Origin of the sequence: Exiguobacterium sp. s95 (assembly GCF_018618655.1) — a bacterium.
Taxonomy (GTDB): Bacteria; Bacillota; Bacilli; order Exiguobacteriales; family Exiguobacteriaceae; genus Exiguobacterium_A; species Exiguobacterium_A oxidotolerans.
The window spans coordinates 16,119-41,868 of sequence record NZ_JACSMM010000014.1; the positions used below are offsets into that span (position 1 = coordinate 16,119).

The 25,750-nt window shown below is 47.7% G+C and carries 26 protein-coding genes and 1 rRNA gene; 1 reads left to right on the forward strand and 26 read right to left on the reverse strand.

Annotated features, from left to right (window positions below; all coding sequences use genetic code 11):
- Nucleotides 1-65: 65 nt before the first annotated feature.
- The 16 genes from KNP99_RS14645 to metG form a co-directional block, all read right to left on the reverse strand.
- Nucleotides 66-338 (reverse strand): RNA-binding S4 domain-containing protein, encoded by a 273-nt coding sequence (locus KNP99_RS14645; protein WP_088835977.1) that lies wholly within the window; start codon nt 336-338, stop codon nt 66-68.
- On the reverse strand, nt 335-1,765 hold the full coding sequence (gene yabN, locus KNP99_RS14650; RefSeq protein WP_214803555.1) for a bifunctional methyltransferase/pyrophosphohydrolase YabN: 1,431 nt from the start codon (nt 1,763-1,765) through the stop codon (nt 335-337). Before yabN ends, KNP99_RS14645 begins: the two co-directional genes overlap by 4 nt.
- A complete protein-coding gene (locus KNP99_RS14655; RefSeq protein WP_088835975.1) occupies nt 1,762-3,312 on the reverse strand; it encodes a polysaccharide biosynthesis protein in 1,551 nt (516 codons plus the stop codon). Before KNP99_RS14655 ends, yabN begins: the two co-directional genes overlap by 4 nt.
- Nucleotides 3,309-6,827, reverse strand: a complete 3,519-nt coding sequence (mfd, locus tag KNP99_RS14660; RefSeq protein WP_088835974.1) for a transcription-repair coupling factor — start codon at nt 6,825-6,827, stop codon at nt 3,309-3,311. The genes KNP99_RS14655 and mfd overlap by 4 nt, the downstream gene beginning before the upstream one ends.
- 55 nt (nt 6,828-6,882) lie before the next feature.
- Entirely contained in the window at nt 6,883-7,440 is a 558-nt protein-coding gene (gene pth / locus KNP99_RS14665) for an aminoacyl-tRNA hydrolase (RefSeq protein WP_088835973.1), read from the reverse strand.
- Between the two features lie 100 nt (nt 7,441-7,540).
- Entirely contained in the window at nt 7,541-8,497 is a 957-nt protein-coding gene (locus KNP99_RS14670) for a ribose-phosphate diphosphokinase (protein WP_029332210.1), read from the reverse strand.
- Between the two features lie 69 nt (nt 8,498-8,566).
- A complete protein-coding gene (gene glmU, locus KNP99_RS14675) occupies nt 8,567-9,916 on the reverse strand; it encodes a bifunctional UDP-N-acetylglucosamine diphosphorylase/glucosamine-1-phosphate N-acetyltransferase GlmU (RefSeq protein WP_214767913.1) in 1,350 nt (449 codons plus the stop codon).
- Nucleotides 9,917-10,242: 326 nt separating this feature from the next.
- On the reverse strand, nt 10,243-10,554 hold the full coding sequence (gene spoVG / locus KNP99_RS14680) for a septation regulator SpoVG (RefSeq protein ID WP_088835971.1): 312 nt from the start codon (nt 10,552-10,554) through the stop codon (nt 10,243-10,245).
- A gap of 162 nt (nt 10,555-10,716) precedes the next feature.
- A complete protein-coding gene (gene purR / locus KNP99_RS14685) occupies nt 10,717-11,556 on the reverse strand; it encodes a pur operon repressor (protein ID WP_029332207.1) in 840 nt (279 codons plus the stop codon).
- A 69-nt stretch (nt 11,557-11,625) separates the two neighbouring features.
- A complete protein-coding gene (gene ispE, locus KNP99_RS14690) occupies nt 11,626-12,486 on the reverse strand; it encodes a 4-(cytidine 5'-diphospho)-2-C-methyl-D-erythritol kinase (RefSeq protein ID WP_088835970.1) in 861 nt (286 codons plus the stop codon).
- Between the two features lie 96 nt (nt 12,487-12,582).
- A complete protein-coding gene (locus tag KNP99_RS14695) occupies nt 12,583-12,822 on the reverse strand; it encodes a Veg family protein (protein WP_012368950.1) in 240 nt (79 codons plus the stop codon).
- Nucleotides 12,823-12,906: 84 nt separating this feature from the next.
- Nucleotides 12,907-13,785 carry a 16S rRNA (adenine(1518)-N(6)/adenine(1519)-N(6))-dimethyltransferase RsmA gene (gene rsmA, locus KNP99_RS14700; RefSeq protein ID WP_029332205.1) on the reverse strand — a complete coding sequence of 293 codons (879 nt, stop codon included), beginning with the start codon at nt 13,783-13,785 and terminating at the stop codon, nt 12,907-12,909.
- Entirely contained in the window at nt 13,782-14,339 is a 558-nt protein-coding gene (gene rnmV, locus KNP99_RS14705) for a ribonuclease M5 (protein WP_214803549.1), read from the reverse strand. Before rnmV ends, rsmA begins: the two co-directional genes overlap by 4 nt.
- Nucleotides 14,340-14,408: 69 nt before the next feature.
- The gene (locus KNP99_RS15450) at nt 14,409-15,689 is read right to left on the reverse strand and encodes a 3D domain-containing protein (RefSeq protein WP_214809040.1); all 1,281 of its coding nucleotides are present in this window, start codon (nt 15,687-15,689) and stop codon (nt 14,409-14,411) included.
- A complete protein-coding gene (locus KNP99_RS14715) occupies nt 15,686-16,453 on the reverse strand; it encodes a TatD family hydrolase (RefSeq protein ID WP_214846407.1) in 768 nt (255 codons plus the stop codon). The genes KNP99_RS15450 and KNP99_RS14715 overlap by 4 nt, the downstream gene beginning before the upstream one ends.
- 58 nt (nt 16,454-16,511) lie before the next feature.
- Nucleotides 16,512-18,464, reverse strand: a complete 1,953-nt coding sequence (gene metG, locus KNP99_RS14720; RefSeq protein ID WP_088835967.1) for a methionine--tRNA ligase — start codon at nt 18,462-18,464, stop codon at nt 16,512-16,514.
- A gap of 341 nt (nt 18,465-18,805) precedes the next feature.
- On the opposite strand from metG, the gene KNP99_RS14725 reads away from it, so the two are divergent.
- On the forward strand, nt 18,806-19,102 hold the full coding sequence (locus tag KNP99_RS14725) for a transition state genes transcriptional regulator AbrB (RefSeq protein WP_012368944.1): 297 nt from the start codon (nt 18,806-18,808) through the stop codon (nt 19,100-19,102).
- Between the two features lie 41 nt (nt 19,103-19,143).
- On the opposite strand, the gene rsmI is transcribed toward KNP99_RS14725, so the two are convergent.
- The 10 genes from rsmI to rrf form a co-directional block, all read right to left on the reverse strand.
- Nucleotides 19,144-20,001 carry a 16S rRNA (cytidine(1402)-2'-O)-methyltransferase gene (rsmI, locus tag KNP99_RS14730; protein ID WP_214846405.1) on the reverse strand — a complete coding sequence of 286 codons (858 nt, stop codon included), beginning with the start codon at nt 19,999-20,001 and terminating at the stop codon, nt 19,144-19,146.
- Nucleotides 19,998-20,252: a GIY-YIG nuclease family protein gene (locus tag KNP99_RS14735; RefSeq protein WP_088835965.1), complete on the reverse strand. Its 255-nt coding sequence runs from the start codon at nt 20,250-20,252 to the stop codon at nt 19,998-20,000. Before KNP99_RS14735 ends, rsmI begins: the two co-directional genes overlap by 4 nt.
- Nucleotides 20,245-20,982 (reverse strand): tRNA1(Val) (adenine(37)-N6)-methyltransferase, encoded by a 738-nt coding sequence (locus tag KNP99_RS14740; protein WP_214803543.1) that lies wholly within the window; start codon nt 20,980-20,982, stop codon nt 20,245-20,247. Before KNP99_RS14740 ends, KNP99_RS14735 begins: the two co-directional genes overlap by 8 nt.
- A gap of 49 nt (nt 20,983-21,031) precedes the next feature.
- A complete protein-coding gene (yabA, locus tag KNP99_RS14745; protein ID WP_029332197.1) occupies nt 21,032-21,394 on the reverse strand; it encodes a DNA replication initiation control protein YabA in 363 nt (120 codons plus the stop codon).
- A complete protein-coding gene (locus KNP99_RS14750) occupies nt 21,391-22,221 on the reverse strand; it encodes a PSP1 domain-containing protein (protein WP_029332196.1) in 831 nt (276 codons plus the stop codon). Before KNP99_RS14750 ends, yabA begins: the two co-directional genes overlap by 4 nt.
- Before the next feature lie 6 nt (nt 22,222-22,227).
- Nucleotides 22,228-23,220 (reverse strand): DNA polymerase III subunit delta', encoded by a 993-nt coding sequence (locus tag KNP99_RS14755; protein WP_088835963.1) that lies wholly within the window; start codon nt 23,218-23,220, stop codon nt 22,228-22,230.
- A complete protein-coding gene (locus tag KNP99_RS14760; RefSeq protein ID WP_029332194.1) occupies nt 23,220-23,549 on the reverse strand; it encodes a cyclic-di-AMP receptor in 330 nt (109 codons plus the stop codon). The genes KNP99_RS14755 and KNP99_RS14760 overlap by 1 nt, the downstream gene beginning before the upstream one ends.
- The gene (tmk, locus tag KNP99_RS14765) at nt 23,546-24,184 is read right to left on the reverse strand and encodes a dTMP kinase (protein WP_088835962.1); all 639 of its coding nucleotides are present in this window, start codon (nt 24,182-24,184) and stop codon (nt 23,546-23,548) included. Before tmk ends, KNP99_RS14760 begins: the two co-directional genes overlap by 4 nt.
- Nucleotides 24,181-25,602 carry an aminotransferase class I/II-fold pyridoxal phosphate-dependent enzyme gene (locus KNP99_RS14770; RefSeq protein ID WP_214846403.1) on the reverse strand — a complete coding sequence of 474 codons (1,422 nt, stop codon included), beginning with the start codon at nt 25,600-25,602 and terminating at the stop codon, nt 24,181-24,183. The genes tmk and KNP99_RS14770 overlap by 4 nt, the downstream gene beginning before the upstream one ends.
- Before the next feature lie 68 nt (nt 25,603-25,670).
- Nucleotides 25,671-25,750, reverse strand: a 5S ribosomal RNA gene (gene rrf, locus KNP99_RS15570); the annotation flags it as partial.

Sequence of the window (25,750 nt, forward strand, 5' to 3'; positions counted from 1 at the left end):
ATCATCCCTCCTTATCCGAGTGGTCATCTCTGACACTCTTTAGTATACTTCCTTTTTCAGGTAAATTACATTGATTCTTCAGAATTCACTTTTTCTTCACGAATAATCTTATACATGTCCGTCGCTTCTTCTTTTTTCGCATGCTCTTTAATGCCGTCGATTTGAACGGTGACGATTTTGTTTCCGAATCGAATCGTCATCTCATCTCCGACTGCGACTGTACTGCTTGCTTTTGCGACGAGACCGTTAATCGTAATCCGACCTTGGTCTGCTACCTCTTTTGCGAGTGTCCGTCGTTTAATCAATCGCGATACTTTTAAAAATTTATCGAGTCTCATGACTGTTCCTCCTGCTTCGCTTGATTCCATAACTGATCTTGTTCGTCGAGCGACAACTCTTCAATTGGTCGCTTTGCGAGTTGTTCCACCCGCGTAAAACGGCGAATGAACTTATCGTTCGTCAGCTGCAACGCTTCTTCTCCCGATAATCCCATATATTTTCCGACAAGTGCTAACGAAAATAAGAGATCTCCGAATTCAGCAAGTTGTTCTTTTGGCGCTGCTTCTTGTAGTTCACGTATTTCTTCTTGTACCTTTTCAAGCGCACCACTGACTGTGTCCCACTCAAAGCCGACTTTTGCGACTTTTTTCTGAATCTGTTCAGCACGCATCAAGGCAGGTGCCCCTTTTGTGACACCGTCGAGTAGATATTTCCGCTCTGGTTTCTCCTGCGACTTGATCGTTTGCCAGTTCGCAACGACGTCTGCCGCCGAATCAACCGTCGTCTCTGCAAAGACGTGTGGATGACGGCGAATCATCTTGTCACTGACACTGCCGATGACGTCCCGGATATCAAAGTACCCTTCATCGAGACCGATTTGTGCATGTAACATGACTTGAAGTAAGACATCCCCTAATTCCTCTATCATTAAGTTATCGTCCTGAAGGTCGATTGCTTCCAGTAATTCGTAAGATTCTTCGATTAAATGTTTTTTGAGCGATTCATGCGTCTGTTCTTGATCCCATGGACACCCTCCTTCACCACGTAAACGGGCGATGATGTCCTTGAGCGTCGCGAAATCCCGATTCAGCGCCTTTTCCTCCGTCACCGGCGGCACATAGACCGTCGTCAAATTACTGAGCATCGTCACACGATCCAGTTCATAGAGTGGAACTGTCATGACGTGTTGCTTGCTCGTCCCCGCTGCTGTGACGAGCGTCACCGGGTGTTCATCCGGATAACGTTCCATCAACATGACTTTCAAGTCACCTGCGACAAACGCATCGTACACTTGTCCGATCAGTACGTGTTGACGAATTTGCGCTTCATCAACACGGAAGGCCGTTGCGTCAAGCAATTGAAATCCTTCAATCGGATCCACCCCGACCGCTGCAAACATCGGATCAAGAAAACTTTGCCCACCGACGATGTCGATGTCAGTCGCACGCGCAAGTAGTTGTTGAACGGTACTTTCTGCTACAAGCGGGTGTCCCGGTACCGCATAGATGATTGGCGTTTGTGTCGCCTGATCAAGCAGTGTTTCGACGATGTCCGTATAGACCGCTTCAAAGCGGTCGTGCCGCTCATAAATCGAATCAAACGATGTAAATTTCATTCCCTCTGTCGCCAGTTCTGAAACGACGGGATGATCTGCTGTCCGTAAATAAACAGGTTGTGTTGTTTCTTTCAATAACTTATAAACGCCAAACGGCAATTGCTCTAGTTCGCCAACACCTAAGCCGACGACTGTAATACGGTGTGTCATATGATTTTCCTCCGATGATGAATTCGATAAAGTTTGTCTCCGAACGGCAATAAAGACCACTCCCGCTCTGTCAGGACCCGCCTGCGCAGTGCAAATATACAAAAAATCAATGCACCACCGATGACGAGTAGACCCACTTCAAACATCGCTCCAATCCGCGTCTCGAAACCTGCCCATTGAAACAGACGTTCGACCACGTACAAAAACAACGCCATCGGGATGATTGCTTGGAGCAATCGGACGTAGAAAATTCGTCCTGCTGTTACACGTCCGAATTTCCGATTCAATAAGATGAGTTGTGCTGATGCCATCATCGCGAATCCGCCGAATGTCGCCATTCCCGCCCCGATCATACCATAACGGGGCAACAAGTAGATGTTTAATAACAGCTTGACGACCAGTCCGAGCACGACGCCTGCAAAGGCATATTTTTCAGCATCGACGGACTGGAGACAAGAGATGATAATCATCGAGAGCGATGCCGTAAAGGCCGTCGCAGCAAGCCAACTGAGCGCAATCGTCCCTTTATCATCTTGATAGAGCGCGATGTTGAGTGGACGCATGACACTAAACAATCCGACCGTCGCAGCTGCCGCGACCAATAGACCAGAACGAAGGAGTGTTTCAAGGTGCAACCGTGTCGCCGCGTCATTTTGTTTACGATACTCCGTCAGCAACGTCGGAACACTGGCCAGACTGATCGACGTCGCAAATAAAATTGCGAACTGCAACAATGGATAACCACGATCAAAAATCCCCTTCTCGATTTTCGTCTCCATCGTATCCCCGAGCAAGTTGACGAACGTCAATCCATCAATCAACTGCATCAACAGTAAAGCAAGCGACGCGATACTGACCGCCATCCCACTCGTCAATAAGACTTTCCCGACACGTTTTAAATGACGCTTCGAGACGACCGGGCGACCAATCCGCCCTTTCGCGAAGCGAAGGAGCAACAACAATGAAGCGACACTGCCACCGAGCGCCGTCACGTGTGCCGCAGCACCGATTTGATAAGGATTCGCTCCGATCGAGACACCATAATACGTCACGAGTAACAATAAACAGACACGCACGGCGTTTTCCGTAATTTGCGAAAAGGCGGTCGGTCGCATCTCAAGGTCTGCTTGAAACATTCCTCGTAACACGGCAATGACCGGCAATAAATAAAACGTCAACGTCACAGCACGTAACGGAAGGACGAGCTTCGGATCTCCGAACAGTAAAGCAAGTTCTGGTGCGATGATCCAGCCGAGCAGACCGAACACTAACGAAAGACTCGCAAGGACAAAGAAAATCGACCAAAGAACCTCTCGTTTTTCTTCCGGGTGATGCAACGTCAACTTTGCGACGATGACGGGTAGCGCATAAATCCCCAGTGCTGCCGCAATCGCGAATAATGGATAGACCGTCTGATAGACGTACAATCCAAAATCCCCTGCCATGTTTTGATACGGAATCCGGTAAAAAAAGCTCAGCAGCTTTGAGACGTAACTCGAGATCGCCAGGAGCGCTGCCCCTTGCGCAATCGTTCGCCGTTGACTCATCGCATCGAGATCCGGCGGTCAAGTTCAGCGAGCAACCGCTCTGCTTGTTCCGTTGTTTGTTGAACGGTTTGTTTGCCACGGTTCAACGTCAAAACAAGTTTTCCTTCTTGTTGTCCCATGCCGAGTCCGCGACCAATCGGTACCGTCCACTTGACGAAATCCGCAACATCGAGCGTCTGAGTCGTTTGTTCGGATAAGACGATCTCGATTTTCGGGTCCGTTTGTTTGACCCGCTCAATCCGAGCCCGTTCAGCAAAAATCCGCATCCGCGTCAACTGAATCAATCGTGCGACTTCATTCGGGAATTCACCGAAGCGCTCCAGCATCTCTCCTTCGAGTGCATCAAGACTTTCTGTCGTATCAACATACTTTAAGCGTTTATAGAACTCAATTTTCAGTTCAGAATCCGACATATAATGACTCGGAATATACGCATCGAGACTGAACGTAAAGTCTGGTACGAATTTTTGGACACGTTGTTTCCCTTTCATTCGTTCCTTCCGTTCTTCGACGGCTTCCGATAACATTTGTGAATACAAATCGAACCCGACTGAATCGATAAAACCGGATTGTTGGGATCCGAGCAGATTCCCGGCACCGCGAATCGACAAGTCACGCATGGCAATCTTGAAGCCACTTCCAAGCTCCGTAAATTCCTTGATCGCCTGAAGACGACTCTCGGCGACTTCGGTCAACCGTTTTTGCGGACGGTACGTAAAGTAGGAATACGCGACACGACTTGAACGTCCGACACGACCACGTAGTTGGTAGAGCTGTGATAGACCCATTTGATCGGCATCGTTGACGATCAATGTATTGACGTTCGGAATATCGATCCCCGTTTCAATGATTGTCGTACTGACAAGAACATCGGCATCCCCCTCGAAGAAGGCAATCAATTGACTTTCAAGTTCCGTCTCTGTCATCCGACCATGTGCCGTGACGACACGTGCTTCCGGAACGAGCGCCCGGATTTCCTCCGCCTTCCGTTCAATCCCTTCAACGCGATTGTAGAGGAAAAAGGCTTGCCCCCCTCGACCAAGTTCACGTTCAAGTGCTTCACGCATGATGATTCCGTCGTACTCCATCACGTACGTTTGGACAGGATAGCGGTTTTCAGGCGGTGTCTCGAGGACCGACAAATCACGAATCCCAATCATCGACATGTGTAAGGTCCGTGGAATCGGTGTCGCCGTCAACGTCAAGACATCGACATTCGTTTTGAGTTGTTTCAATCGTTCTTTATGTTTAACACCGAAGCGTTGCTCTTCATCGATGATCAACAGACCGATGTCAGCGAACTGAACATCTTTTGATAAGACACGGTGTGTTCCGACAACGACGTCGATCGTTCCTTCTTTCAAGCCTTTTTTTGTTGCTTTCAGTTCTGACGCCGATCGGAACCGACTCATGACTGAAACATTGATTGGCCATTCGCTGAATCGCTCGAGCATCGTTTCATAGTGTTGTTGGGCAAGAACAGTCGTCGGCACAAGGAGAGCAACTTGTTTCCCTGCCATAACTGCTTTAAATGCCGCCCGAATCGCGACTTCCGTTTTCCCGTATCCGACGTCTCCACATAACAGACGATCCATCGGACGCGGCCGTTCCATATCTTTCTTAATCTCTTCAATCGACCGGACTTGATCGACCGTTTCCTCGTACGGGAACGAGGCTTCGAATGCCTGCATGCTGTCATCATCTTCCGGGAAAGCAAATCCAACTGCCGCTTCTCGTGTCGCATACAATTTGATTAGTTCATCTGCGATGTCCTCAACTGATTTTTGGACTTTCGCTTTGACTTTCTTCCAGTCCGTTCCGCCGAGTTTATAGATTTTCGGTTCTTTTCCTTCTGCCCCGACGTATTTTTGAATCAAGTCGATTTGGTCAACCGGAACATACAAGGAGTCGTCACCGGCATAGACGAGGTGCAAGTAATCTTTATGGTTCCCTGCGACATCAATCGTTTTGATGCCGTGGTAACGACCAATTCCATGGTGGATATGGACGATATAATCACCCGTCTTCAACTCTTGGTAACTTTTGATCCGTTCCGCGTTCGTTAATTTCGTCGTCTGTTTCCGGCGACGGGTCGGTTGCTTAAAGACTTCTTCTTCCGTCACGACGACGAGTCGTGCATTCGTCATTTCGAAACCACCATGAATGCCACCGATTAAAATCGACGGATGTCCCCGACGCATATCTTCTTCTGCCGTATGCAAGGACGCTTCGACACCGTAGTCGGAAAGTGTCTGCCGCATCCGCTCCGCCCGCTCTTTGTTACTCGCAAGAAAGACCATCCACATGTCTGCCCGGGCATACCGATCGATTTCCTGTTTCAGACGTTCCATTTGGCCATGAAACGGAGCGATCGGTTTGATGTTGAAGTGAATCGCTGCACTTTCAGGGACGCCGCTTCTGCGTGTCGGAAGGAGCGACAAATAGAGTAGCTGACGTTGTTCGAAGACTTTGAGCATCGGAACCGAGAGAATGTAATCACTAACGCTTTGCCCCCGTTCAATCAACGAAGCCATCCATTCCGCTTCTTCCGCATCCTGAACTTCCGCCGCTTCTTCGATCCGTGCGATTTCATCGACGATCAAGACGGCATCTGTGATATCAGCCAGTAATGTCTTCTGATACAGTAACGGCGCGTATTTCGCGAGTTGTTTCGGTCGCTCCCCACTTTCGAGCAATTCGACGTCATAGGCGATCCCTTCTTCAAGTGCTGCAAGGACTTCCGTACTTTGGACACGTTCTTTCGTCGCTTCATAGAGTGCACGCAACCGTTCACCCGCGGCACGGAGATTTTCCGTCGTCGCAAAGTGTTCAGCTGCCGGTGGAAGCAACGCTTCTGCGACCACACCGAGTGATCGTTGCGTTTCTGCATCGAATGTATAAATCGAGTCGACTTCTTCATCAAATAAATCCAATCGATAGGGACGGTCGACCGTCAACGGATAAATATCGATGATACTCCCGCGGACTGAAAATTCTCCCGGTGTCGTCACGGTCGCCGTCCGCTCATATCCGGCGTCGACTAATTCTTGAATGAAGTCCGGAATCGCCAAGATATCGCCCGGCTTAATCCGTTTCGTATGCGCTAAGAAATCACTTGCAGGTGGAGCATACCGTCTGAGACCGACGAGTGGGATGATTAAAATACCATCATCGGTCGTCAGGAGCCGGTGCCGCGTTTCAATCCGTGTCGCCCGTAATTCCGGGCTCGCCCCGTACGATAATTCAGCGGCCAATGTCTCGTCGACCGGGTAGAGCATCACTTCCTGTTCAGGCACTAGTTCAATCAAATCATCATACAGTTTTTGCGCTTGAAACATATTGTGGGTGACGATGACGAACCGTTTTTTTGTTTCTTGATAAATGCCTGCGACGAACAACGCTTTCCCGCTATTCATCAAGCCTGTGATGAGTTGGGCATCGACCCCTTGTCGAAAACGCTCACGGACCGTTTTTATTTCTGGTATTCCGAGCAACAGATTTTGTAGTTGTTTCATAGTTTCCCCTCCTAAGACGACAGCAAAAACGCTTTGGAATTCCAAAGCGTTTCGTTCAGTTATAGCGATTCATCAAAGCCAAAAATGGTGTATCGGTAAAGTCTGTCGCGATTTTCACAGCGTCCGCCAATACTTCCCGCAAGACAGGTTGTTCTGCTTTTGAGAACGGCATCAAGACCCAATCGATGACTTGAATCGGAGCAGGCGGACGACCGACACCGAGTTTTAAGCGTTTAATTTCTTGTGTGCCTAAATGCTGAATAAGCGACTTGACACCATTATGCCCACCGGCGCTTCCTTTTGAGCGAAGACGCATCTTTTCAAGCGGCAAATCGAGATCATCATAGATGACGAGGACGTCTTCGACCGCGATTTTATAAAAATCCAGGAGCGGACGAACTGCTTCCCCGGATAGATTCATGTAAGTCAATGGTTTGACGAGCACAACACGTTCCCCATTTATCATTCCCGTTCCGAAGACTGCTTTAAACTTCGACTCGGATAATTTTATTCCGTGTTCCTCCGCCAACGCATCAATCGCGAGGAAACCGATGTTGTGACGTGTGTTCGTATATTTAGCTCCAGGGTTCCCTAGACCGACGATACATTTCATATCGCTACCTCCTTTTGTTCATTTCCTTTGATGAAAAAAAAGCACGAACAAGGGTCCGATTTCAAAAAACCGGACCTCATCGTTCGTATCTGTTTGTTGATCAGCTAAAGAGCGGGCTGATTGATTTTTGTTCATGGACACGGATGATTGCTTCTGCAAGTAACCGCGCGACAGAAATTTGTTTGATTTTGCTTGCGCATTCACGTTGCGTCAAGTCGATCGTGTTCAAGACGACGAGCTCTTCAATCGCTGAGTTCTCAATCCGTTCCATCGCTGGACCAGAAAGAACAGGGTGCGTACAACAAGCATAAACTTGTTTCGCCCCATTTTCGATTAAAGCGTTCGCAGCAAGTGTAATCGTTCCTGCCGTATCGATGATGTCATCGATGATGATGGCGATTTTGCCATCGACTTGACCGACGATGTTCATGACTTCCGCGACGTTCGGTTTCGGACGACGCTTATCGATGATTGCGATCGGTGCTTTTAATTGTTCTGCTAATTTACGTGCCCGTGTAACACCGCCATGGTCTGGAGAAACGATGACGAGTTCATTTGGGTCGATGTTTTTCTTCTCGAAGTAAGTAGCAAGAAGTGGAACACCCATTAACTGATCTACTGGAATATCGAAGAAACCTTGGATTTGAGCGGCATGGAGATCCATCGTGACGACACGTGTCGCTCCTGCGACTTCAAGTAAGTTCGCAACAAGTTTTGCTGTGATCGGCTCACGCGAACGTGCTTTACGGTCTTGACGTGCATAACCATAATACGGCATGACGACGTTGATCGTCCGTGCAGAAGCACGTTTTAATGCGTCAATCATGATGAGGAGCTCCATCAAGTTCTCGTTGACCGGCTGACTTGTCGATTGGATGATGTAGATATCATCTCCGCGAACGCTTTCTTCGATGTTCATCGAGATTTCGCCATCACTGAAGTGTTTGACTGAACTTTCGCTAACGGGAATTCCGATGACCTTAGCGATTTCCTCTGCCAGTGGTTTGTTCGAGTTGAGTGCGAAAATACGAATTTCATGTTCTAAGACAGTAGACATGTTTAGGTGGCCTCCATTTGTTTGGTTTAGACGAGTAGAGCGACAAGTAATGAATAAGGTATAGCTGAATTAACGATAATCAGGTTTTGTCGTTTGACGCTCACGGGCGATCGCAAGACCGTTTTCCGGAACATCATCTGTCACTGTCGAACCTGCTGCGACGAGTGCATTTTTACCGACTGTGACGGGGGCAATCAAGTTGACGTTACAACCGATGAACGCATCATCCTCGATGACCGTTTCGAACTTGTTTGTTCCATCATAGTTGACGGTGATTGATCCACATCCTAAATTGACGTTTTTACCAATCGTTGCGTCTCCGACGTAACTCAAGTGTGCCGATTTACTTCCTTCACCGAACGTCGATTTCTTGACTTCAACGAAGTTACCGACACGCGTGTTCGCTCCGAGCACCGCTTGCTGACGCAAGTGCGCGAATGGACCGACTTGTGCCGCTTGCCCGATCCGGCTATCGGTTACGACCGACTGACGGACGACGGCAGCATCTGCCACTTCACTGTTACGGATGTCACTATTCGGTCCGATGATACATTCAGACCCGATGATCGTCTTCCCAAGCAATTGTGTCCCTGGGTAGAGCGTGGTATCCGAACCAATCGTAACATCTGGTCCGATATAGGTCGATGCCGGGTCGATGAATGTGACACCTTGACGCATCCAATGCTCGTTCGTCCGCTTACGCATCGACGTCTCAGCTTGCGCGAGTGCGACACGGTCATTGACACCGATTGTCTCTTCAAACGTCGGCGCCGCATAGGCAGCAATCGTTTCGCCATCGGCTTTCGCGATTTCGATGACATCCGGCAAGTAATACTCTCCTTGGACATTATCGTTCTTGACTTGTTTTAACGCAGCGAACAACAACTCATTATCAAACACGTACGTTCCTGTGTTGATTTCTTTAATCGCGAGTTCTTGTTCTGTCGCATCTTTATGTTCAACGATTTTTGAAACATGTCCCTCTTCACCACGAATAATCCGACCATATCCAGTCGCATCATCCGCATGAGCCGTCAAGACGGTCACTTTTGCACCCGTTTCTGCATGGTGGTCGAGTAACGCGGCTAACGTCTCACTCGTTAAGAGTGGTGTATCCCCACAGACGACAAGCGTCGATCCTTTTTCGTTTCCAAGTACCGGTTCTGCCATTTGAACAGCATGACCCGTGCCAAGCTGCTCACTTTGAAGCGCATATTCCACCGATGTGCCAAGCACTTCTTTTACAGACTCCGCACCATGCCCAACGATTACGACTTGACGTTTGACGCCAAGTGTCGCGAGTTGGTCCACGACGTGTTGTACCATAGGTTTCCCAGCTACTGGGTGGAGTACTTTGTAGAGTTTTGATTTCATGCGTGTTCCTTTACCAGCTGCTAGAATTACCGCGAAATGATTCATCCTTGTCGCTCCTCCACGTAAATTAGTGTTGATTTCGTTCAGAAATAGTACACTCGTACCAACTATAACGAAAATGAGGCCACTATTCAATCACAGGACCGAGTCAAATTGATGAAACATCCATTAAAAACAGACTGTAGACAACGTGAGGAGGCTGACTCATAAGTCGTTTTAAAATCAACCTTTGTGATGGACGGGCTTTTCTTTTCATTGCTTTCATCGAAAGAGGCGCAACCCGTTGTTGTTTTGTAAGAAGATTGCAGCAAACCTTTTTAACAGCAAAAAAAAGACCGGTCCGCCGCAATACGGGAAACCGGTCTTCTCTATTAAGGGCGATCTGTCAATTCGACTGATGTCAGCTCTAAATCGAGCGCCTCTTCATTTTCTTCACGCAACACATATGCTTCTAGTACTGAATCTTCGACCTTTTTTCGCATTAATGCATTGATTGGATGAGCGACATCACGAAAGATGCCTTCTTGCGTCCGTTTGCTCGGCATCGCGACGAAGAGACCACTGTTCCCTTCAATCACACGTAAATCGTGTACTACGAATTCGTGATCGAGCGTAATCGAGGCGAGTGCTTTCATGCGCCCCTCTGCCACGACGCGACGAATTTTAACGTCCGTAACGTTCATTTTGTCCGCACCCCTTTTAGTAACCGATGTCACAACTCTTCGTTGTCTACTTCTACTTACGGTTCAAAACAAATAAAGGTTTAGCTTTTTCCAATCTTTTTAGGCATAATTTCCAAAAGTTTGATAATTACAGTATAGTTTCAAAGAAATCACGTGTCAAATTCAGGTATTCCCATCGCTTGTGAAATACTGGTCGACGTTCCCACGCTTCACTTGAATCTGTCCGAGATCGACATCGACGTCGGCAAGTTTCATTAAGCTGACGTATTCACTGACCATCTTTTTCTCGGCACCTTCTGCTTCAATCAAGACCCCGACACCGGCTACTTTCGCTTCGAACTCGCTCAGTAAACTCATCATCCCACGAATTGTTCCCCCAGCTTTCATGAAGTCATCAATCAACAAGACGTTCGCTCCGCGCGGAAGACTTCGTCGCGCCAGTGCCATCGTCCGAATCGCTTTTGATGAGCCTGATACGTAGTTGATGCTGACGGTCGACCCTTCCGTAACACGACTGTCCGAACGAACGATCACGAACGGTACACCGAGTTGTTCAGCGACGGCGTAAGCAAGCGGGATTCCTTTTGTCGCAATCGTCATGACGACATCCACTTTTTTCTGACTGAAGACAGATGCAAAAACTTGTCCCATCTGCTTGACCATCCGTGGATTGCCAAGTAAATCTGTCAGATACAAATACCCACCCGGCAACAGACGATCTGGCCGTGCGACGCGTTCACATAAATCATCGATGAACGGTAATGCTTTTTCGCTACTCCATGTCGGAATGAACATGACACCGCCCGCAGCCCCCGGGACTGTGACGAGTCGTCCTGTTCCTTCATGCTCTAACATTTCACTCACGATATCTAAATCTTCACTGATTGACGATTTTGCAGATTTATAGCGTTCTGCGAAAATTGTCAATGAGATCAGATGATGCGGATGGTCGAGTAGATAACGTGTCATATCGACTAACCGACCACTTCTCCGAATTTTCATCTAAATTGTTCCACCTCTCCGTAATTCCGAATATTCACTAGTGAATATATCATTTTCATACGGATATTATCAATGGTTTTCGCCTAAAAGACGAACGACGTAGACTTCGTTACAAAAACCTCTTAAGCCATTATAGAGACGTTGGGCCCGGTTTTCGTGTTCCGTCAACGCGAAGACCGTCGGACCACTCCCGCTCATCAAGACACCTTCCGCCCCGCAACTCGTCATGAAATCCTTGATTTGCTCGACTTCCGGGTGCATCGGTAACGTGACCGACTCAAGAACATTTCCGAGTGATTGACAAATCGCCGTAAAATCCTGCTCTTTAACAGCTGTAATCATCGCTTCGACATCCGGTCGTTTGGCCGTCGTCAAATCGAGTGCGCCATAAACGTCTGCCGTCGACACACCAATCGTTGGTTTCGCAAGCACGACCCAGCACGGAGGCGGAGCAATCAATTTTTCAAGCTTTTCACCACGTCCTGTCGCGATCGCCGTCCCACCCATGACACAAAACGGGACATCCGAACCGACTTCCGCGCCGATTTCTGCGAGTTGTTCGAGCGTCAATCCGAGCTGCCATAAATCATTCAAACCGCGTAATGTCGCGGCAGCGTCACTCGATCCACCCGCGAGACCGGCTGCGACCGGAATTTGTTTCTCAAGGTAAATCTCTACTCCAGCCTGGATGTTAAATTTTTTCTTCAAGACGGCTGCCGCCTTGTAAGCCAAGTTCCGCTCATCGTTCGGAACATAGGCGTGCTGTGCATTCATTCGAATCTCGCCTGACGAAAGTTCCGTCAACTCTAAGCGGTCTGCCAAGTCCACTGTCGTCATCACCATATGTACATCATGGTAACCATCTGTCCGCTTCGCCGTCGCATCCAACACTAAATTGATTTTCGCTGGTGCCTTTACAATAATCGTCATCGTGCCGTTCCTCCTCTAGTACGTATCCTGTACGAATTGTATCAACCTTTCCACAAAAAAAGAAGCGAACATTTCTGTCCGCTTCGGAAGGTAAGTTTACGAATTCGCAAATTCGATTTGTACGGAGTCGGTTAACACGTCAGCGTAGCTATAAGAAACTCGCTCGACATTGTGGCGCTCTGCGTCTAGCTTGACTACAAACACCGAAGGATACGTCTCAACGAGCGTTCCGATTCGGGTTACGACCTTTTTACGACCGCCGCTTGCTTTTAGCGTCAGTCTTTCACCAACATGTGTTTCGAAAACATGTCTGATTTCGTTCAACGTCTTTGGCATACGCTTCACCTCACTAATATTTATTATAGCATATTAATTAAATATTAGAAAGGGCAAATATTATATCTTTTCTTCCCGCTACCGTCAACGTTTTTTAATCGGCAAAAGTGCGTCCGCGAGCTGTGCGAATTCCTGCAAGCTGAGCGTTTCACCACGACGTCTTGGGTCGATACCTGCTTCATGCAACGCGGCTTCGACAGCTTCTTTTTCTGCTTTTCCGAAGTGGCTCGACAAATTATTTAAAATCGTTTTCCGGCGCTGGGCAAAACTCGCACGCGCAACTTCGAAGAATAATTTTTCATCTTTCGTTTGGACGGCCGGTTCTTTTCGGATGTTCAAGCGGATGACAGCCGAATCGACGTTCGGAGCGGGAATGAAGACTTGCTTCGGCACCGTGAAACAGACTTCCGCTTCCGCATAGTATTGAATCGCAATCGATAATGAACCATACGCTTTTGTACCTGGTTTCGCACCGATCCGTTCCGCGACTTCCTTTTGAATCATCATGATGAGTGTCCGAAATGGTGCTTTCGCCTCCAATATCCGCATGATGATCGGTGTTGTGACATAGTACGGTAAGTTTGCGACGACCGCAAGATCCGTAATTCCTTCTTGTGTGAACTCCTCGTTGACAATCGTTTCGAGATCCAGTTCAAGTGCATCTCCATGGATGATTTTGACGTTCGGATAAGGTGAGAGCGAATCATCTAAAATCGGTAACAGCCGTTGGTCGATTTCAAGGGCGACGACTTTTTTCGCCTGTTTCGCGGACTGTTCCGTCAACGACCCGATTCCCGGTCCGATCTCAAGAACACCGCTCTCCTTTGTTAACGAAGCAGCGCCGACAATGTTCGCGAGTACGTTCAAATCGATTAAAAAGTTTTGTCCTAAGGACTTCTTAAATGAAAATCCGTGTCGCGCGAGGATTTCCTTCGTCCGGTGTAGTGTTGCGATGTCTTTCAATCTTGTTCCTCCTCTAACTGTCTCAGTGCAGCTTCCCATTCCTCTTTTGTGATCCGAATCGAAGCGACGCGTTTGACGAGTTGTTTCGCATTCGGTTCACCGATTGCGAGCAACTGTCCGAGCCGACGTCTGCGTGACGATGCTGATGGACCACCGATTAAGTCTGCTGCAAGTATCATATCCCGTGTCACTTCTGCGACATGGACTTCTTCTGTTTCATAAACGGCTGCGAGTGCACGTTCGATTGCCTGCGGCGAAGCATGCTCGACACCGATTTTACCGCGTTTATCTTTTGCGTCCGCACGTGGCAGATAGGCTTGTTTGCATCCCGGAACACGTTCATTGATACGTGCGCGAATCCGGTCACCCGGAAAGTCTGGATCCGTGAAGACGATGACGCCTCGGCGTTCGAGTGCTTTTTCAATTCGTTGTAACGTTTGCTCATTGACGGCAGAGCCGTTCGTTTCAATTGTATCGACATCAAATACTTCCTGTAGTCGTGTCGTATCGTCACGTCCTTCGACGACGATGACTTCTTTTAAGCGTTTTTGCATCAATTCTTCTCCACCTTCTTCAAACACTTCCGTAATTGTACCTGTTTCCACGAAAAAAACAAGGAAGCGTCAACTGCCCGCTTCCGTGCCCGACTCATTCGGAATGACCCAAAGCTTGACGGTCTTCCGCCCGAACGTCTTCGCCGTCTGTTCGTCACTGACGAGGACATCAATTTTATTGCCTTTAATGGCACCGCCCGTATCGAGCGCGACCGCCAGTCCGACCCCCTCGACATACACTTTCGTCCCGAGCGGAATTATTTTCGGGTCGACGGCGACGATCGGTAACCCTTGATAGGTGATTGTATCCGTGACATCGTACCCCGTCGCTGTCAATGCGCGCCCATCATACAATTGACTCCCGTTCGATGCCGGGTCATTCGTATAGGCCGTCGCCTCGACCATCAGCGTCTTCGCATTCTTGAAGTCCAAGTCTGCCGTGACTTCCGGTGCGACCGTCAATGGCGTCGTTGCCTCCTCTTCATTGAAGACAGGTGCCGGTGTTTCTACTCGTTCAATCGGTTTTGTTCCGACTTTAATGATTTGTTTCACCGGTTCACTCGTTACTTCATCGGTCAGTAACTTCTTCTCTTTACTGAGCCCGTCAGCGAGCGTCAATTCGTACTTTTGGGTCCGGATTCCAGGACGCCCCGTCGTCGTTACAAGTTGTTGTCCTTTCGGTAATGTCGGATCTTCTACTTGCTCGACATCGAACGGAAGCAACTGTTCTTCCGTTAAGGTCGCCCGTCGCGTCGTATTGACGGTGACGAGCGTATCTTCCGAGACAACGGTATCAAGGCTCGGCGCAACACGGTCTGTTGCTTGTAACGTCACTCCTTGTTTCGCAAGGAGCTCACGGACGGTCGTTTGGTACGTATAGACTTGACTGGCTCGTCCTCCGATGACGATGTCAACCGGAAATGCTTCACGGAATCGGACTGTCATCCCGGTCGTCAAGACGGCATGAATCGAAGGGTATACATCATCGGTATCGGCTTGGACGATGCCACGTTCCTTCAATAAATCCGATACAAGACGAGCATGTGTCCGAACCGTCTGTGCTTGCCCGTATCCGACAATCATCGTAATTTCTTTTGCACGTTGGATGACAATCAAACCATTCTTTGGTAAATCCGCACTGCGCGAAGGTTCGATGTTATCCTCCGCTCGCACTTCGATTCCATTTTCACGTAAGACACCATAGACTGATGTTTCTATCGTCTTGACGTGTTGTTCTTGTCCGTCAATCATGATAGTGACGTCACGCGGATGATCCATCGCCAAGTAGATTAGAATCGCAATTAACAATAAGGCACACCCTGTCGCGATATAAGAGAACGAACGCATCATGGTAAACGGAAGACCCGCTTCGCGTTTTCTGTTGTCGCTTGTTCGATATCGGCATACATCATGCCACGCAGTTGCGCGATTTCTTCCGCCACGAACCGGACGTACGCCGGTTCATTCCGTTTGCCGCGGTATGGTGTCGGTGTCAGGTAAGGACAATCTGTCTCGACGAGTAACCGATCAAGCGGAACTTCTTGAGCGACACGTTTCGGCATCTTCGCATTTTTAAACGTTACCGGTCCACCGAGCGAAATATAAAAGTTCATTGCTAGGCAACGGGGTAAGAGCTCGGCACTCATGCTGTAGCTATGGAGAATCCCACCGACTTCTTTCGCGTCTTCTTCTTCGAGAATACGTAACGTATCTTCCGTTGCTTCCCGGTTGTGAATGACGATTGGCTTATTCTTTTTCTTCGCGAGTTGAATCTGTTTACGAAACGCAGCTTCCTGAACATCTTTTGGTGACGTATCCCAGTGATAATCAAGACCGATCTCACCGAGGGCGACGACTTTCTCATGGTCCATGAGGCGCTCGACTTTCGCGTACGCTGCATCATCGAAATCGATTGAATCGACGGGATGCCAACCGATGACGGCATACAGATCATCATACTGTTCAACAAGTTCCATCGCCCGGTCGATTGTCTTATTATCGAATCCGACGACGATCATTGGTGAGACTCCGTTCGCGCGTGCGCGTTCAATCGTTTCTTCGACGTCTCCGTCGAACTGATCGGAATTTAAATGTGTGTGTGTATCGATTAACAATATCCTCGACTCCTTTTTCAAAAAAATGCCTGTGACGTGAAGTCCACAGGCATCCGAATTATTTTACACTGGCACCGTTCGCCATCGTTGACGGGACGGTCGCTAGTTCAAGTTTACCTGATTTTTCAGCCGCAAGCACCATACCTTGCGATAATTCACCACGGAGAGTGACCGGCTTCAAGTTCGCGACGACGATGACCTTCCGACCGACCAGGTCTTCCGGCTCGTACCATTCAGCGATGCCTGAAACGATCTGGCGTGTTTCTTTCCCCATGTCGACCGTTAACTTTAACAGTTTTTTTGCTTTTTTGATTTTTTCTGCTGTGACGACTTCGCCGACACGCAGCTCAATTTGATCAAAAACATCAATTGTCGTTTCCGGACGAACATCCTCATCTGCTTCTTCGACTTCTTCTTCCTCAACTCGGGCAGCAGACGCCTGTTGCATCATTTCGACGATTGCTTCGACTTCTTCTTTCATGTCGCGGCGCGGGAAAATCGGTTCAGCAATCCCGACTTTTGTTCCTTCTTCAATCGACGCGAACTGTTCGAGTGCTCCCCAGTTCATCGGCTGACCAGCAAGACCAAGCTGACGGAACATCTCGGTCGGCGATTGTGTCATGAACGGTTGCAACATGATCGCGACGTGACGCAGCGTTCCGACGAGGTGGACCATGACCGAGCCGAGTTCATCCGTCTTCGTTTCGTCTTTCGCGAGTACCCACGGTTGTGTCTCGTCGATATATTTATTCGCGCGACTAATTAATTGCCAGACGTGCGCTAAGGCAACCGAGAATTCCATATGCTCCATCGAAGCCTCGACCTTCTCGACTGTTTCTTTCGCAAGCGTCGACAATGTCGCATCGAACGGCGTGACATTTCCCGCATAGGTCGGGATGACCCCATCAAAGTATTTCGTGACCATCGCAATCGTCCGGTTGAGTAAGTTCCCGAGATCATTCGCGAGATCGAAGTTCATCCGCTCAACGAATGCTTCCGGTGTGAACATCCCATCTGAGCCGAAAGGAACTTCGCGTAAGAGATAATAACGAAGAGCATCAAGACCATAACGGTCAATCATCGGAATCGGGTCAACAACATTGCCTTTTGATTTCGACATCTTCCCATCTTTCATCAACAACCAGCCGTGCGCGAAAACTTGTTTCGGCAATGGGAGATCGAGTGCCATCAAGAGTGCCGGCCAAACGATCGTATGAAAACGAACGATTTCTTTTCCGACGAGATGAACGTCTGCTGGCCAGTACTTGTCGAAGTTCCCTTGATCATCCGTTCCGTAACCGAGTGACGAGATGTAGTTCGTCAAGGCATCAACCCAAACGTAGACGACGTGTTTTGGATTCGACGGGACTTTGACGCCCCAGTCAAATGTCGTCCGTGAGACGGCGAGATCTTGGAGACCTGGTCTAATGAAGTTGTTGATCATTTCATTCTTCCGTGATTCCGGTAAGATGAATGATGGGTTCGCTTCAAAGTATTCGACTAAACGATCGGCATACTTACTAATTCGGAAGAAATAACATTCCTCACGGACGAGTTCGACGGGATGGCCGCTATCTGGGCTTTTTCCATCCACTAACTGCGATTCCGTGTAATACGTCTCGTCCGGAATCGAGTACCAGCCTTCATATTCACCAAGATAGATGTCACCTTTTTCAAGTAATGTCTCAAAAACGTGTTCGACGACTTTCTTATGGCGTGGTTCTGTCGTTCGAATGTAATCGTCATACGAGATGTCGAGACGATCCCACAGAACTTTAATCTGCTCGACGACACCGTCGACGAATGCTTGTTCAGAAATACCTGCTTCAGCTGCTTTTTCCTGAATTTTTTGTCCGTGTTCATCCGTTCCTGTTAAGTAACGCACATCGAATCCTTGAAGACGTTTATAACGGGCCATCGCGTCTCCTGCGACCGTCGTGTACGCATGACCGATATGTAGCTTCGCGCTAGGATAATAAATCGGTGTCGTGATATAAAATGTTTTTGACATGTTATTCCTCCGTTCTATTGTTCATTCCATTATTATACGCTGTTCTATCGCCGCTGTCGAAACTCGTTTTTTGTCGAATCAAAACATTTTTTGACATCAGACATCAAATTACAAAAAAACACACTCAATAGTTTGAATTCCTTTAAAAAGGGAAAATCTATTAATAAATCGTTTCAATTATGGCTTTTTTGAGAAATAAATGACATTTTGATTTCAAGCTATTCGGATTGGTTGACTACTTTTGGAAAGTTTAGTATTCTACATTCTATAGAAGTGATGTCGAATTTTGACGATTTTTAAAAAAATACAGAGACTTAGACATCCAGAGGAGGAACAACAAAATGAAATCAACAGGTATTGTACGTAAAGTAGACGAGCTCGGCCGGGTAGTCATTCCAATTGAACTTCGCCGCACACTCCAAATCGCAGAGAAAGATGCACTCGAAATCTACGTCGATAACGAGCAAATCATTCTTAAAAAATACAAACCAAACATGACTTGCCAAGTTACTGGTGAAGTATCAGAAGATAACTTCAAATTGGCAGACGGAAAATTAATTCTCTCTCCAGACGGCGCACAACGTGTCCTCGTTGAGTTAAAAGATTTCCTCGATCGTCATTACGCAGGAAACGAATAAAACCAAGAAGGAAGCGCGCCGATTCGGTACGCTTCCTTTTTTCATTTCGATTCGTGATAAGACAGGTATAAGGCTTGTCGGTCAAGTCCCCGTTCCTTCGCAACACGCTTTAACGCCGCATTCGGTTTTTCACCGTCTGCGATATACCGTTCGATTTGATCGAGTGGATCTGCCTCTTGCTGGATTTCACTCGGACGTTCTTCCGTCGTTCCTTCGACGATGACGACAAATTCGCCCCGGACCTCTTCTGACGACCAGTCTAACGCTTCCGTCACCGATCCACGAATGTATTCTTCATAACGTTTCGTCAATTCACGGGCGAGCGTGAGTTGGCGATCACCGAGTATTTCGAGGACACCTCCAAGCATTTCCTTTAGCCGATGGGGTGCTTCATAAAAAATCAATGTTCCTTGCTCATAACGTAACGTCTCGAGTGCTTCACGCCGCTCTTTTTTCTTGCGTGGTAAAAAGCCGTAATATAAAAAACGTTCCGTCGGTAGACCTGACGCGACGAGGGCCGTCAATGCCGCATTCGCACCCGGTAAGACGACGACCGGAATGTCTGCTGCAATCGCGAGTCGGATTAAGTCGCTCCCCGGATCGGAAATCCCGGGCATTCCAGCGTCGGAGACGAGGGCGACCTGTTTCCCCGACAATAAGTCTTCGAGCAGCCGTTCACCGCTAACTTGCTTATTGTGTTCGTGATAACTGACGAGTTTCGTGTCGATTTCAAAGTGATTGCACAATTTCATCGTCTGGCGTGTGTCTTCTGCCGCGATGATATCGGCCTCTTGTAAGATGCGGACGGCTCGATACGTCATATCCTCTAAGTTCCCGATTGGCGTCGGTACGATATATAAGCCGTTCGTTTGATCCTTAAAACTGCTTGTTGCCTTCATGACGTCCCTCCTTGAATAAGCTGTTCTTTTTTTGCACGCGTCAATTGTTTGATCGCATACTCGCGTTTCAGCGCTTCCGATTTCGTCTCAAACGTCTCTGTGTACGCAAGGACGACCGGTAGCCGCGCCCGTGTGTACTTGGCACCCTGCCCCGTGTTGTGCGTCGCAACACGCTTCTCGACATCGACGGCATATCCCGTATACAGACTCCCATCGCGGCAACGCACGATATACACCGCATGCTTAGACATTCAGATGTTCCCGCATTTGTAAGGTATACGTGTCATCTTGCTCGTAGACGATGAACGGGGGTAACACCTTCAAGCCCGGTTTTGCATCCTTGATGCCTTCAATCAACAGCATATTCGCTTCTTTCCCTGCCTTCGGATAAATCAATTGCATCCGCTTCGGCTCAATCCGGTACTGACGCATCAGCGTCACGATGTCGAGTAGACGTTCCGGACGATGGACGAATGCCGTTTTCCCGCCTTGTTTAAGTAAGTCGGCGGCTGAACGAATGCAATCTTCAAGTGTACATAACACTTCATGCCGGGCAATCGTATAGTGTTCACTCTCATTTCGGTTCGATGATTCATGTGCTAAAAAATACGGCGGATTGCAGGTCACGACATCATAGGCACCGTATCCGAGTTGTTTCCCGGCCGTTTTGACATCCCCCTCAATCATTTGGAGCTGTCCCGCTTTTTCGTTCAACTCGATACTACGGCGTGCCATCTCGACGAGGCGCGGTTGAATTTCGAGTCCCGTGATCGTTCCGTTCGTCCGGTACGATAAAAAGAGCGGAATCGCACCGTTTCCGGCACACAAATCGACCAACTTACCTTGGCGGATCGGGACCCAGACGAATTGCGCGAGTAACGCGGCATCCAGTGAATACGAAAAGACGGTCGGACTTTGAATGATGCGACCGTCTCTTCCGAGGAGATGATCGAGTCGCTCATCTGGTAATAATTCAAGCATAGGTGTCTTCCTTTCTGAAAAAAAGACTGACTCCTAGGAAGTCAGCCTCTCAATGTTTCGTTAACATGGACAAGCAGAACAGGCAATCCCCGTCTTTACGGACTTGACCGTAGTGCAAGTTACAAATGTGGAATCCTTCTTGATAGAGGCGACCGAGGTTATCGTATCCGGCACCTACTAACGCTTCGGCTTCCGCTTCTTCTGTAATCGGTTGTTGTTCGTCTCGCTCCACCTTCTCACGCAGGTGATGATTTTCGAGGTAGAGGTGTTGATTTTCCTCCATCATGTAAGCAAGCTGATCTTTTAATACGCTCAGATGCTCAGTCAGCAAATGAATCTGTTGCTCGATCGCATCGACACGCGTAATGATTTCTTTTTTATCGACTCTCTCCACGCGTATGCACCCCGTCATTCTTTTGGTCGTTTTTGTTTTACGGCACCGACGGATAACAATTCTTCCATCGAATAAGTCAGAACGCGGGAACGGTCTTTCAGTTCAATTTGAACTACTTGATCGAGGATGTTCAATCCGACGACACGACCTTCGCCTTCTGGTACAGTCAGACGTTTTCCGTAATCCGGTAGATCACGTCGCATTTCTTCATACGTATCGTTCTCGTATTTCAAACAGCACATTAAACGGCCACAGACCCCGGAAATCTTCGTTGGGTTCAGTGATAAGTTTTGATCTTTCGCCATCTTGATTGAGACCGGCTCAAATTCACCTAAGAACGATGAACAACAAAGGACACGGCCGCACGGACCGATTCCACCGAGCAATTTCGCTTCATCACGAACTCCGATTTGGCGCAACTCAATCCGTGTCCGGAAGACTGCTGCTAAATCTTTAACGAGTTCCCGGAAGTCGACGCGACCTTCCGCTGTGAAGTAAAAGATGACTTTATTACGATCAAACGTATATTCGACGTCCACGAGTTTCATATCGAGCTTATGTTCGCGAATCTTTTCGACACACACTGCATGTGCATCAAGTGCTGCTACTTTATTTTCACGGACGATCATTGCATCTTTATCATCAGCAATCCGAAGAATTGATTTTAATGGTAAGACCACATCTTCCTCGTCCATTTGTTTATCGGCGATTACCACTTCGCCATATTCAATGCCCCGTACTGTCTCCACGATGACGGCTTGTCCTCGTGATAATGACTCTTGTCCAGGTGCAAAATAATAAATTTTGCCCGCTTCTTTAAAGCGAACGCCTACTACTTCTAGCATATCGCTCTACCCTTTCTGTAAGTCAAACATGAGACGCTCAACTGTTAATTGAGGATTAACATTCGCTTCGACCCGTTTGACGGCTGCAAGTACTGCCTGCAACCAGCGGGTGATCGTCGCCTGACTCTTTCCACCCATCTGCTCAAGTAATGGTCGGCTATTCGTATACGTAATGATCTCCCATGATGGATTCAACTTCAGATGCAAGGCATCTTCGAAGAAACATGTCACGAGTTCTAGACCAATCCGGACGTCTTGCCGATTCTTAAATTGATTAATCCACTTCTCTTGAACGAACAAAGGCAAATCTGCCGGACGATTCGCTAATTCCTCCATCAATTGTAACACTGACGCTCGCGCATTTACAAACCAGTCTTCGATTAAGGCTTGCTCCGCATCATCAATTTTTGAGTAGACGCGAGCTGCAAGTTGGGTTAACTCCGCATCTCGGGACGTTTTATCCGATAAAACTTGTCCAATCATCACACGATCGGCCGGTCGAAAACTTAACAGTTGTCCACGAGAACGAATCGTCGGTAATAACAGTTGCGGTTGATTCGTTAGTAGAATCGCTACTTTTCCTTCGCCCGGTTCTTCGAAGAACTTCAATAAACTATTCGCTGCTTGCGGAGTCATCCGGTGCGCTTGCGTCACGACATAGATTTGCCGATCCCCTTCTAACCCCCGAAGTGACAAGTCATGCATCAATTGCTGGATTTGTTCTTTTTTGATGGTTGCCCCATCTGGCTCAATCTGGTAGTAATCGACAAGGTTTCCGCTATCCATCCGTCGACAGCTTCGGCATTCATTACACGGCTCTACTTGATCTTTCCGCTCACAAAATAAACTCTTGGCGAACAATTGAGCCGCTTCCAAAAGAAGCGGCTCATAGTCTCCCGTAAAGATATAAGCATGATTGATTCGATTTGCTCGTAAAGAATTTTGAAGAATCGTCGAGATGACAGATTGTGTTTGTTCGAGCTCATGAAATGTCCGCATCAGAACTGATGAAACCCTTCAATCGGCAAGACAAAGACTGTCGCGCCTCCGACTTGAACTTCAACCGGATAGGGAATATACGAGTCGGCGTGTCCTCCCATTGGTGAGATCGGCGAGACCATTTGATCGCGGCTCGAACAATTTTTCTTGATCAAACGCATCAAATCGTCAACACGTTCACTTTGAACCCCAATCATGAATGTCGTGTTACCTTCTTTTAAAAAGCCGCCCGTCGTCGCAAGTTTGGTTGCCCGAAAATCATTTTCAACAAGCGCTTCTGCTAAACGTAAGCTATCTTTATCTTGAACAATCGTAATGACCATTTTCATGATAATCTCTCCCTTTTCTTCAAATAGGCTAACACATCTTCTAACAATAGCGACTGGACCGCTTCAATCGATTGATTGGCGTCAATCAATCGAATGCGTTCCGGTTCTGACGCGGCTAATGATAAAAAGCCATGATAGACACGCTCTCTGAATGCATCATCACGTTGCTCGATCCGGTCAAGCGCCCCTCGTTCAATCATTCGTCTTTTCGAGTCCATGACCGTCAAGTCAAACAAGTACGTTCGATCAGGGGTTAATCCTCCTGTTGCTTGCTGATTGACGTTACGGATCTGTTCAATTGAATACCCGAGTCCATATCCTTGATACGCAATCGAGGCATCAACGAAACGATCACATAAAACGACAGTCCCAGCTGTAAGTGACGGACGAATCAATTCATTGACGTGCTGCGCCCGTGACGCCGCATACAATAAAATTTCTGTCATTTCATCCATCTCCGTGAAATCTGGATTCAGAATCAACGAACGGATTTCATTCCCAACGCGTGTGCCGCCTGGCTCTCGTGTCATGATGACCTGATAACCCTCTTTTTTTAATGCTTCTGCCATCAATTGAAGCTGTGTCGTTTTTCCTGCGCCATCTGGTCCTTCGACTGTAATAAACGTTCCCTTCATTCAACAAACCCTTCCTCTATGACACGCAACGTACCTTCTTGCAAAGACTCTCCACCCTGAAGATGGACGGATGCGGCTATATGATGCTCAATACATACTATCTGTTCTTTTGTCACACGCTCTCCTCGCAACAAGACTGGAATACCTGGCGGATATGGAATAATCGTTTCAAGTGCAATCTGACCAATCGTTTCACGAAGCGGAAGAATCCGATATTCCCTCTCCTCTAACTGATCCAGTGGGCAAGCGAGTGAAGATACTTTTATTTTACCCATAATTGATTGCTCGATATACCTTTTTGAGGGAATTCCTTTCATTTTCAACTTTTCAATCGCATCTTTTACCTGTCTTAACCACTGAGTTCGGACAGTTTCCGATAATTTGTGAAGAGGTAAAATGCAGACGACAAATGAAGCTAAAGCAAACTCTGCATCTATTTTTTCATTGGCTAATGCATCGAGTAACTGTTCTCCGGAATAGTCCTCATAGGAAAGAATCACGCGTGACCAATCATCAAAAGTAAAAGCATGCATTCCATCTAGTCCGTCGAGTTCGTCTTTGAACAGTTGATGACTGTTCCGGACCTCTTCCATTTCATCAATCGTCCACTGCTGTCGATAGTATCGAGCATAATCGAGCGAAGCCATGATGAGATACGAAGGGCTTGATGTTTGAAACGACTGGAGTGCATGGTGGAGCTTACGACGTTGTACGTCCGTTAATCGCTCATGAATCCAAGCCCCCATCGTTAATGCCGGTAACGTCTTATGAGCAGATTGGACGACAGCTGTAGCACCCTGTTCAAAAGCTGAACGGATTCCAACTGCTTCTCCAAAATGTGCACCATGTGCCTCATCAACTAATAATGGTATTTTAAAACGTGCTGTCACTGCTACGATTTCTTCGATAGCTGCTGTTTCTCCATAGTAACTCGGTGAAGTTAAAAATACCGCGACTCCACCCGGATACGATGTTAACGCTTCCTTTAATGTTTCACGTGAAACATTGCCGGCGATTTGTGTTTCTTCATCATACTCAGGGCTCATGAAGATTGGAGACAATCCTAACCATTCGAGTGCATTAAAAATCGACTTATGTGAATTTCTCTGAACGTAGACGCGATCTCCTCGTTTAGTCACAGCCGCAAGCATTGCCCAGTTACCACTTGTTGAACCATTGATTAAAAAATGACTATCTTCCGAATCATAGACTTCACGCAACAATACTTTTGCTTCTAGAATCGCTTCTGTCGGATGGTGAAAATCATCTAAGCCAGCTAGTTCTGTTTTATCCCATTCCAAAAAACTAGGTAGACCTAATACGATTGATCCATTTTTATGACCAGGAACGTGCCAAGATGTTGCCTTACGTTCGACATGTCGCTTAAGTGCCTCAATGATTGGAAGCTGACTTTTCATGAAATACACCTCTTGTTTTTAAAATACAAAAGACCGACCTGCAAGATGCAGATCGGTCCTTTTCAATTGCCTGGCAACGTCCTATCCTCACAGGGGGAAGCCCCCAACTACTTTCGGCGTTCAAGTGCTTAACTTCCGTGTTCGGCAT

Bases quoted from the DNA above. Each gene is read 5' to 3' on its own strand.
- KNP99_RS14645 (WP_088835977.1), bottom strand. From the start codon at position 338: ATGAGACTCGATAAATTTTTAAAAGTATCGCGATTGATTAAACGACGG.
- yabN (WP_214803555.1), bottom strand. From the start codon at position 1,765: ATGACACACCGTATTACAGTCGTCGGCTTAGGTGTTGGCGAACTAGAG.
- KNP99_RS14655 (WP_088835975.1), bottom strand. From the start codon at position 3,312: ATGAGTCAACGGCGAACGATTGCGCAAGGGGCAGCGCTCCTGGCGATC.
- mfd (WP_088835974.1), bottom strand. From the start codon at position 6,827: ATGAAACAACTACAAAATCTGTTGCTCGGAATACCAGAAATAAAAACG.
- pth (WP_088835973.1), bottom strand. From the start codon at position 7,440: ATGAAATGTATCGTCGGTCTAGGGAACCCTGGAGCTAAATATACGAAC.
- KNP99_RS14670 (WP_029332210.1), bottom strand. From the start codon at position 8,497: ATGTCTACTGTCTTAGAACATGAAATTCGTATTTTCGCACTCAACTCG.
- glmU (WP_214767913.1), bottom strand. From the start codon at position 9,916: ATGAATCATTTCGCGGTAATTCTAGCAGCTGGTAAAGGAACACGCATG.
- spoVG (WP_088835971.1), bottom strand. From the start codon at position 10,554: ATGAACGTTACGGACGTTAAAATTCGTCGCGTCGTGGCAGAGGGGCGC.
- purR (WP_029332207.1), bottom strand. From the start codon at position 11,556: ATGAAAATTCGGAGAAGTGGTCGGTTAGTCGATATGACACGTTATCTA.
- ispE (WP_088835970.1), bottom strand. From the start codon at position 12,486: ATGACGATTATTGTAAAGGCACCAGCGAAAATCAATTTAGTGTTGGAT.
- KNP99_RS14695 (WP_012368950.1), bottom strand. From the start codon at position 12,822: ATGCCAAAGACGTTGAACGAAATCAGACATGTTTTCGAAACACATGTT.
- rnmV (WP_214803549.1), bottom strand. From the start codon at position 14,339: ATGCAAAAACGCTTAAAAGAAGTCATCGTCGTCGAAGGACGTGACGAT.
- KNP99_RS15450 (WP_214809040.1), bottom strand. From the start codon at position 15,689: ATGATGCGTTCGTTCTCTTATATCGCGACAGGGTGTGCCTTATTGTTA.
- metG (WP_088835967.1), bottom strand. From the start codon at position 18,464: ATGTCAAAAACATTTTATATCACGACACCGATTTATTATCCTAGCGCG.
- KNP99_RS14725 (WP_012368944.1), top strand. From the start codon at position 18,806: ATGAAATCAACAGGTATTGTACGTAAAGTAGACGAGCTCGGCCGGGTA.
- rsmI (WP_214846405.1), bottom strand. From the start codon at position 20,001: ATGAAGGCAACAAGCAGTTTTAAGGATCAAACGAACGGCTTATATATC.
- KNP99_RS14735 (WP_088835965.1), bottom strand. From the start codon at position 20,252: ATGTCTAAGCATGCGGTGTATATCGTGCGTTGCCGCGATGGGAGTCTG.
- KNP99_RS14740 (WP_214803543.1), bottom strand. From the start codon at position 20,982: ATGCTTGAATTATTACCAGATGAGCGACTCGATCATCTCCTCGGAAGA.
- yabA (WP_029332197.1), bottom strand. From the start codon at position 21,394: ATGACGGGGTGCATACGCGTGGAGAGAGTCGATAAAAAAGAAATCATT.
- KNP99_RS14750 (WP_029332196.1), bottom strand. From the start codon at position 22,221: ATGCTAGAAGTAGTAGGCGTTCGCTTTAAAGAAGCGGGCAAAATTTAT.
- KNP99_RS14755 (WP_088835963.1), bottom strand. From the start codon at position 23,220: ATGCGGACATTTCATGAGCTCGAACAAACACAATCTGTCATCTCGACG.
- KNP99_RS14760 (WP_029332194.1), bottom strand. From the start codon at position 23,549: ATGAAAATGGTCATTACGATTGTTCAAGATAAAGATAGCTTACGTTTA.
- tmk (WP_088835962.1), bottom strand. From the start codon at position 24,184: ATGAAGGGAACGTTTATTACAGTCGAAGGACCAGATGGCGCAGGAAAA.
- KNP99_RS14770 (WP_214846403.1), bottom strand. From the start codon at position 25,602: ATGAAAAGTCAGCTTCCAATCATTGAGGCACTTAAGCGACATGTCGAA.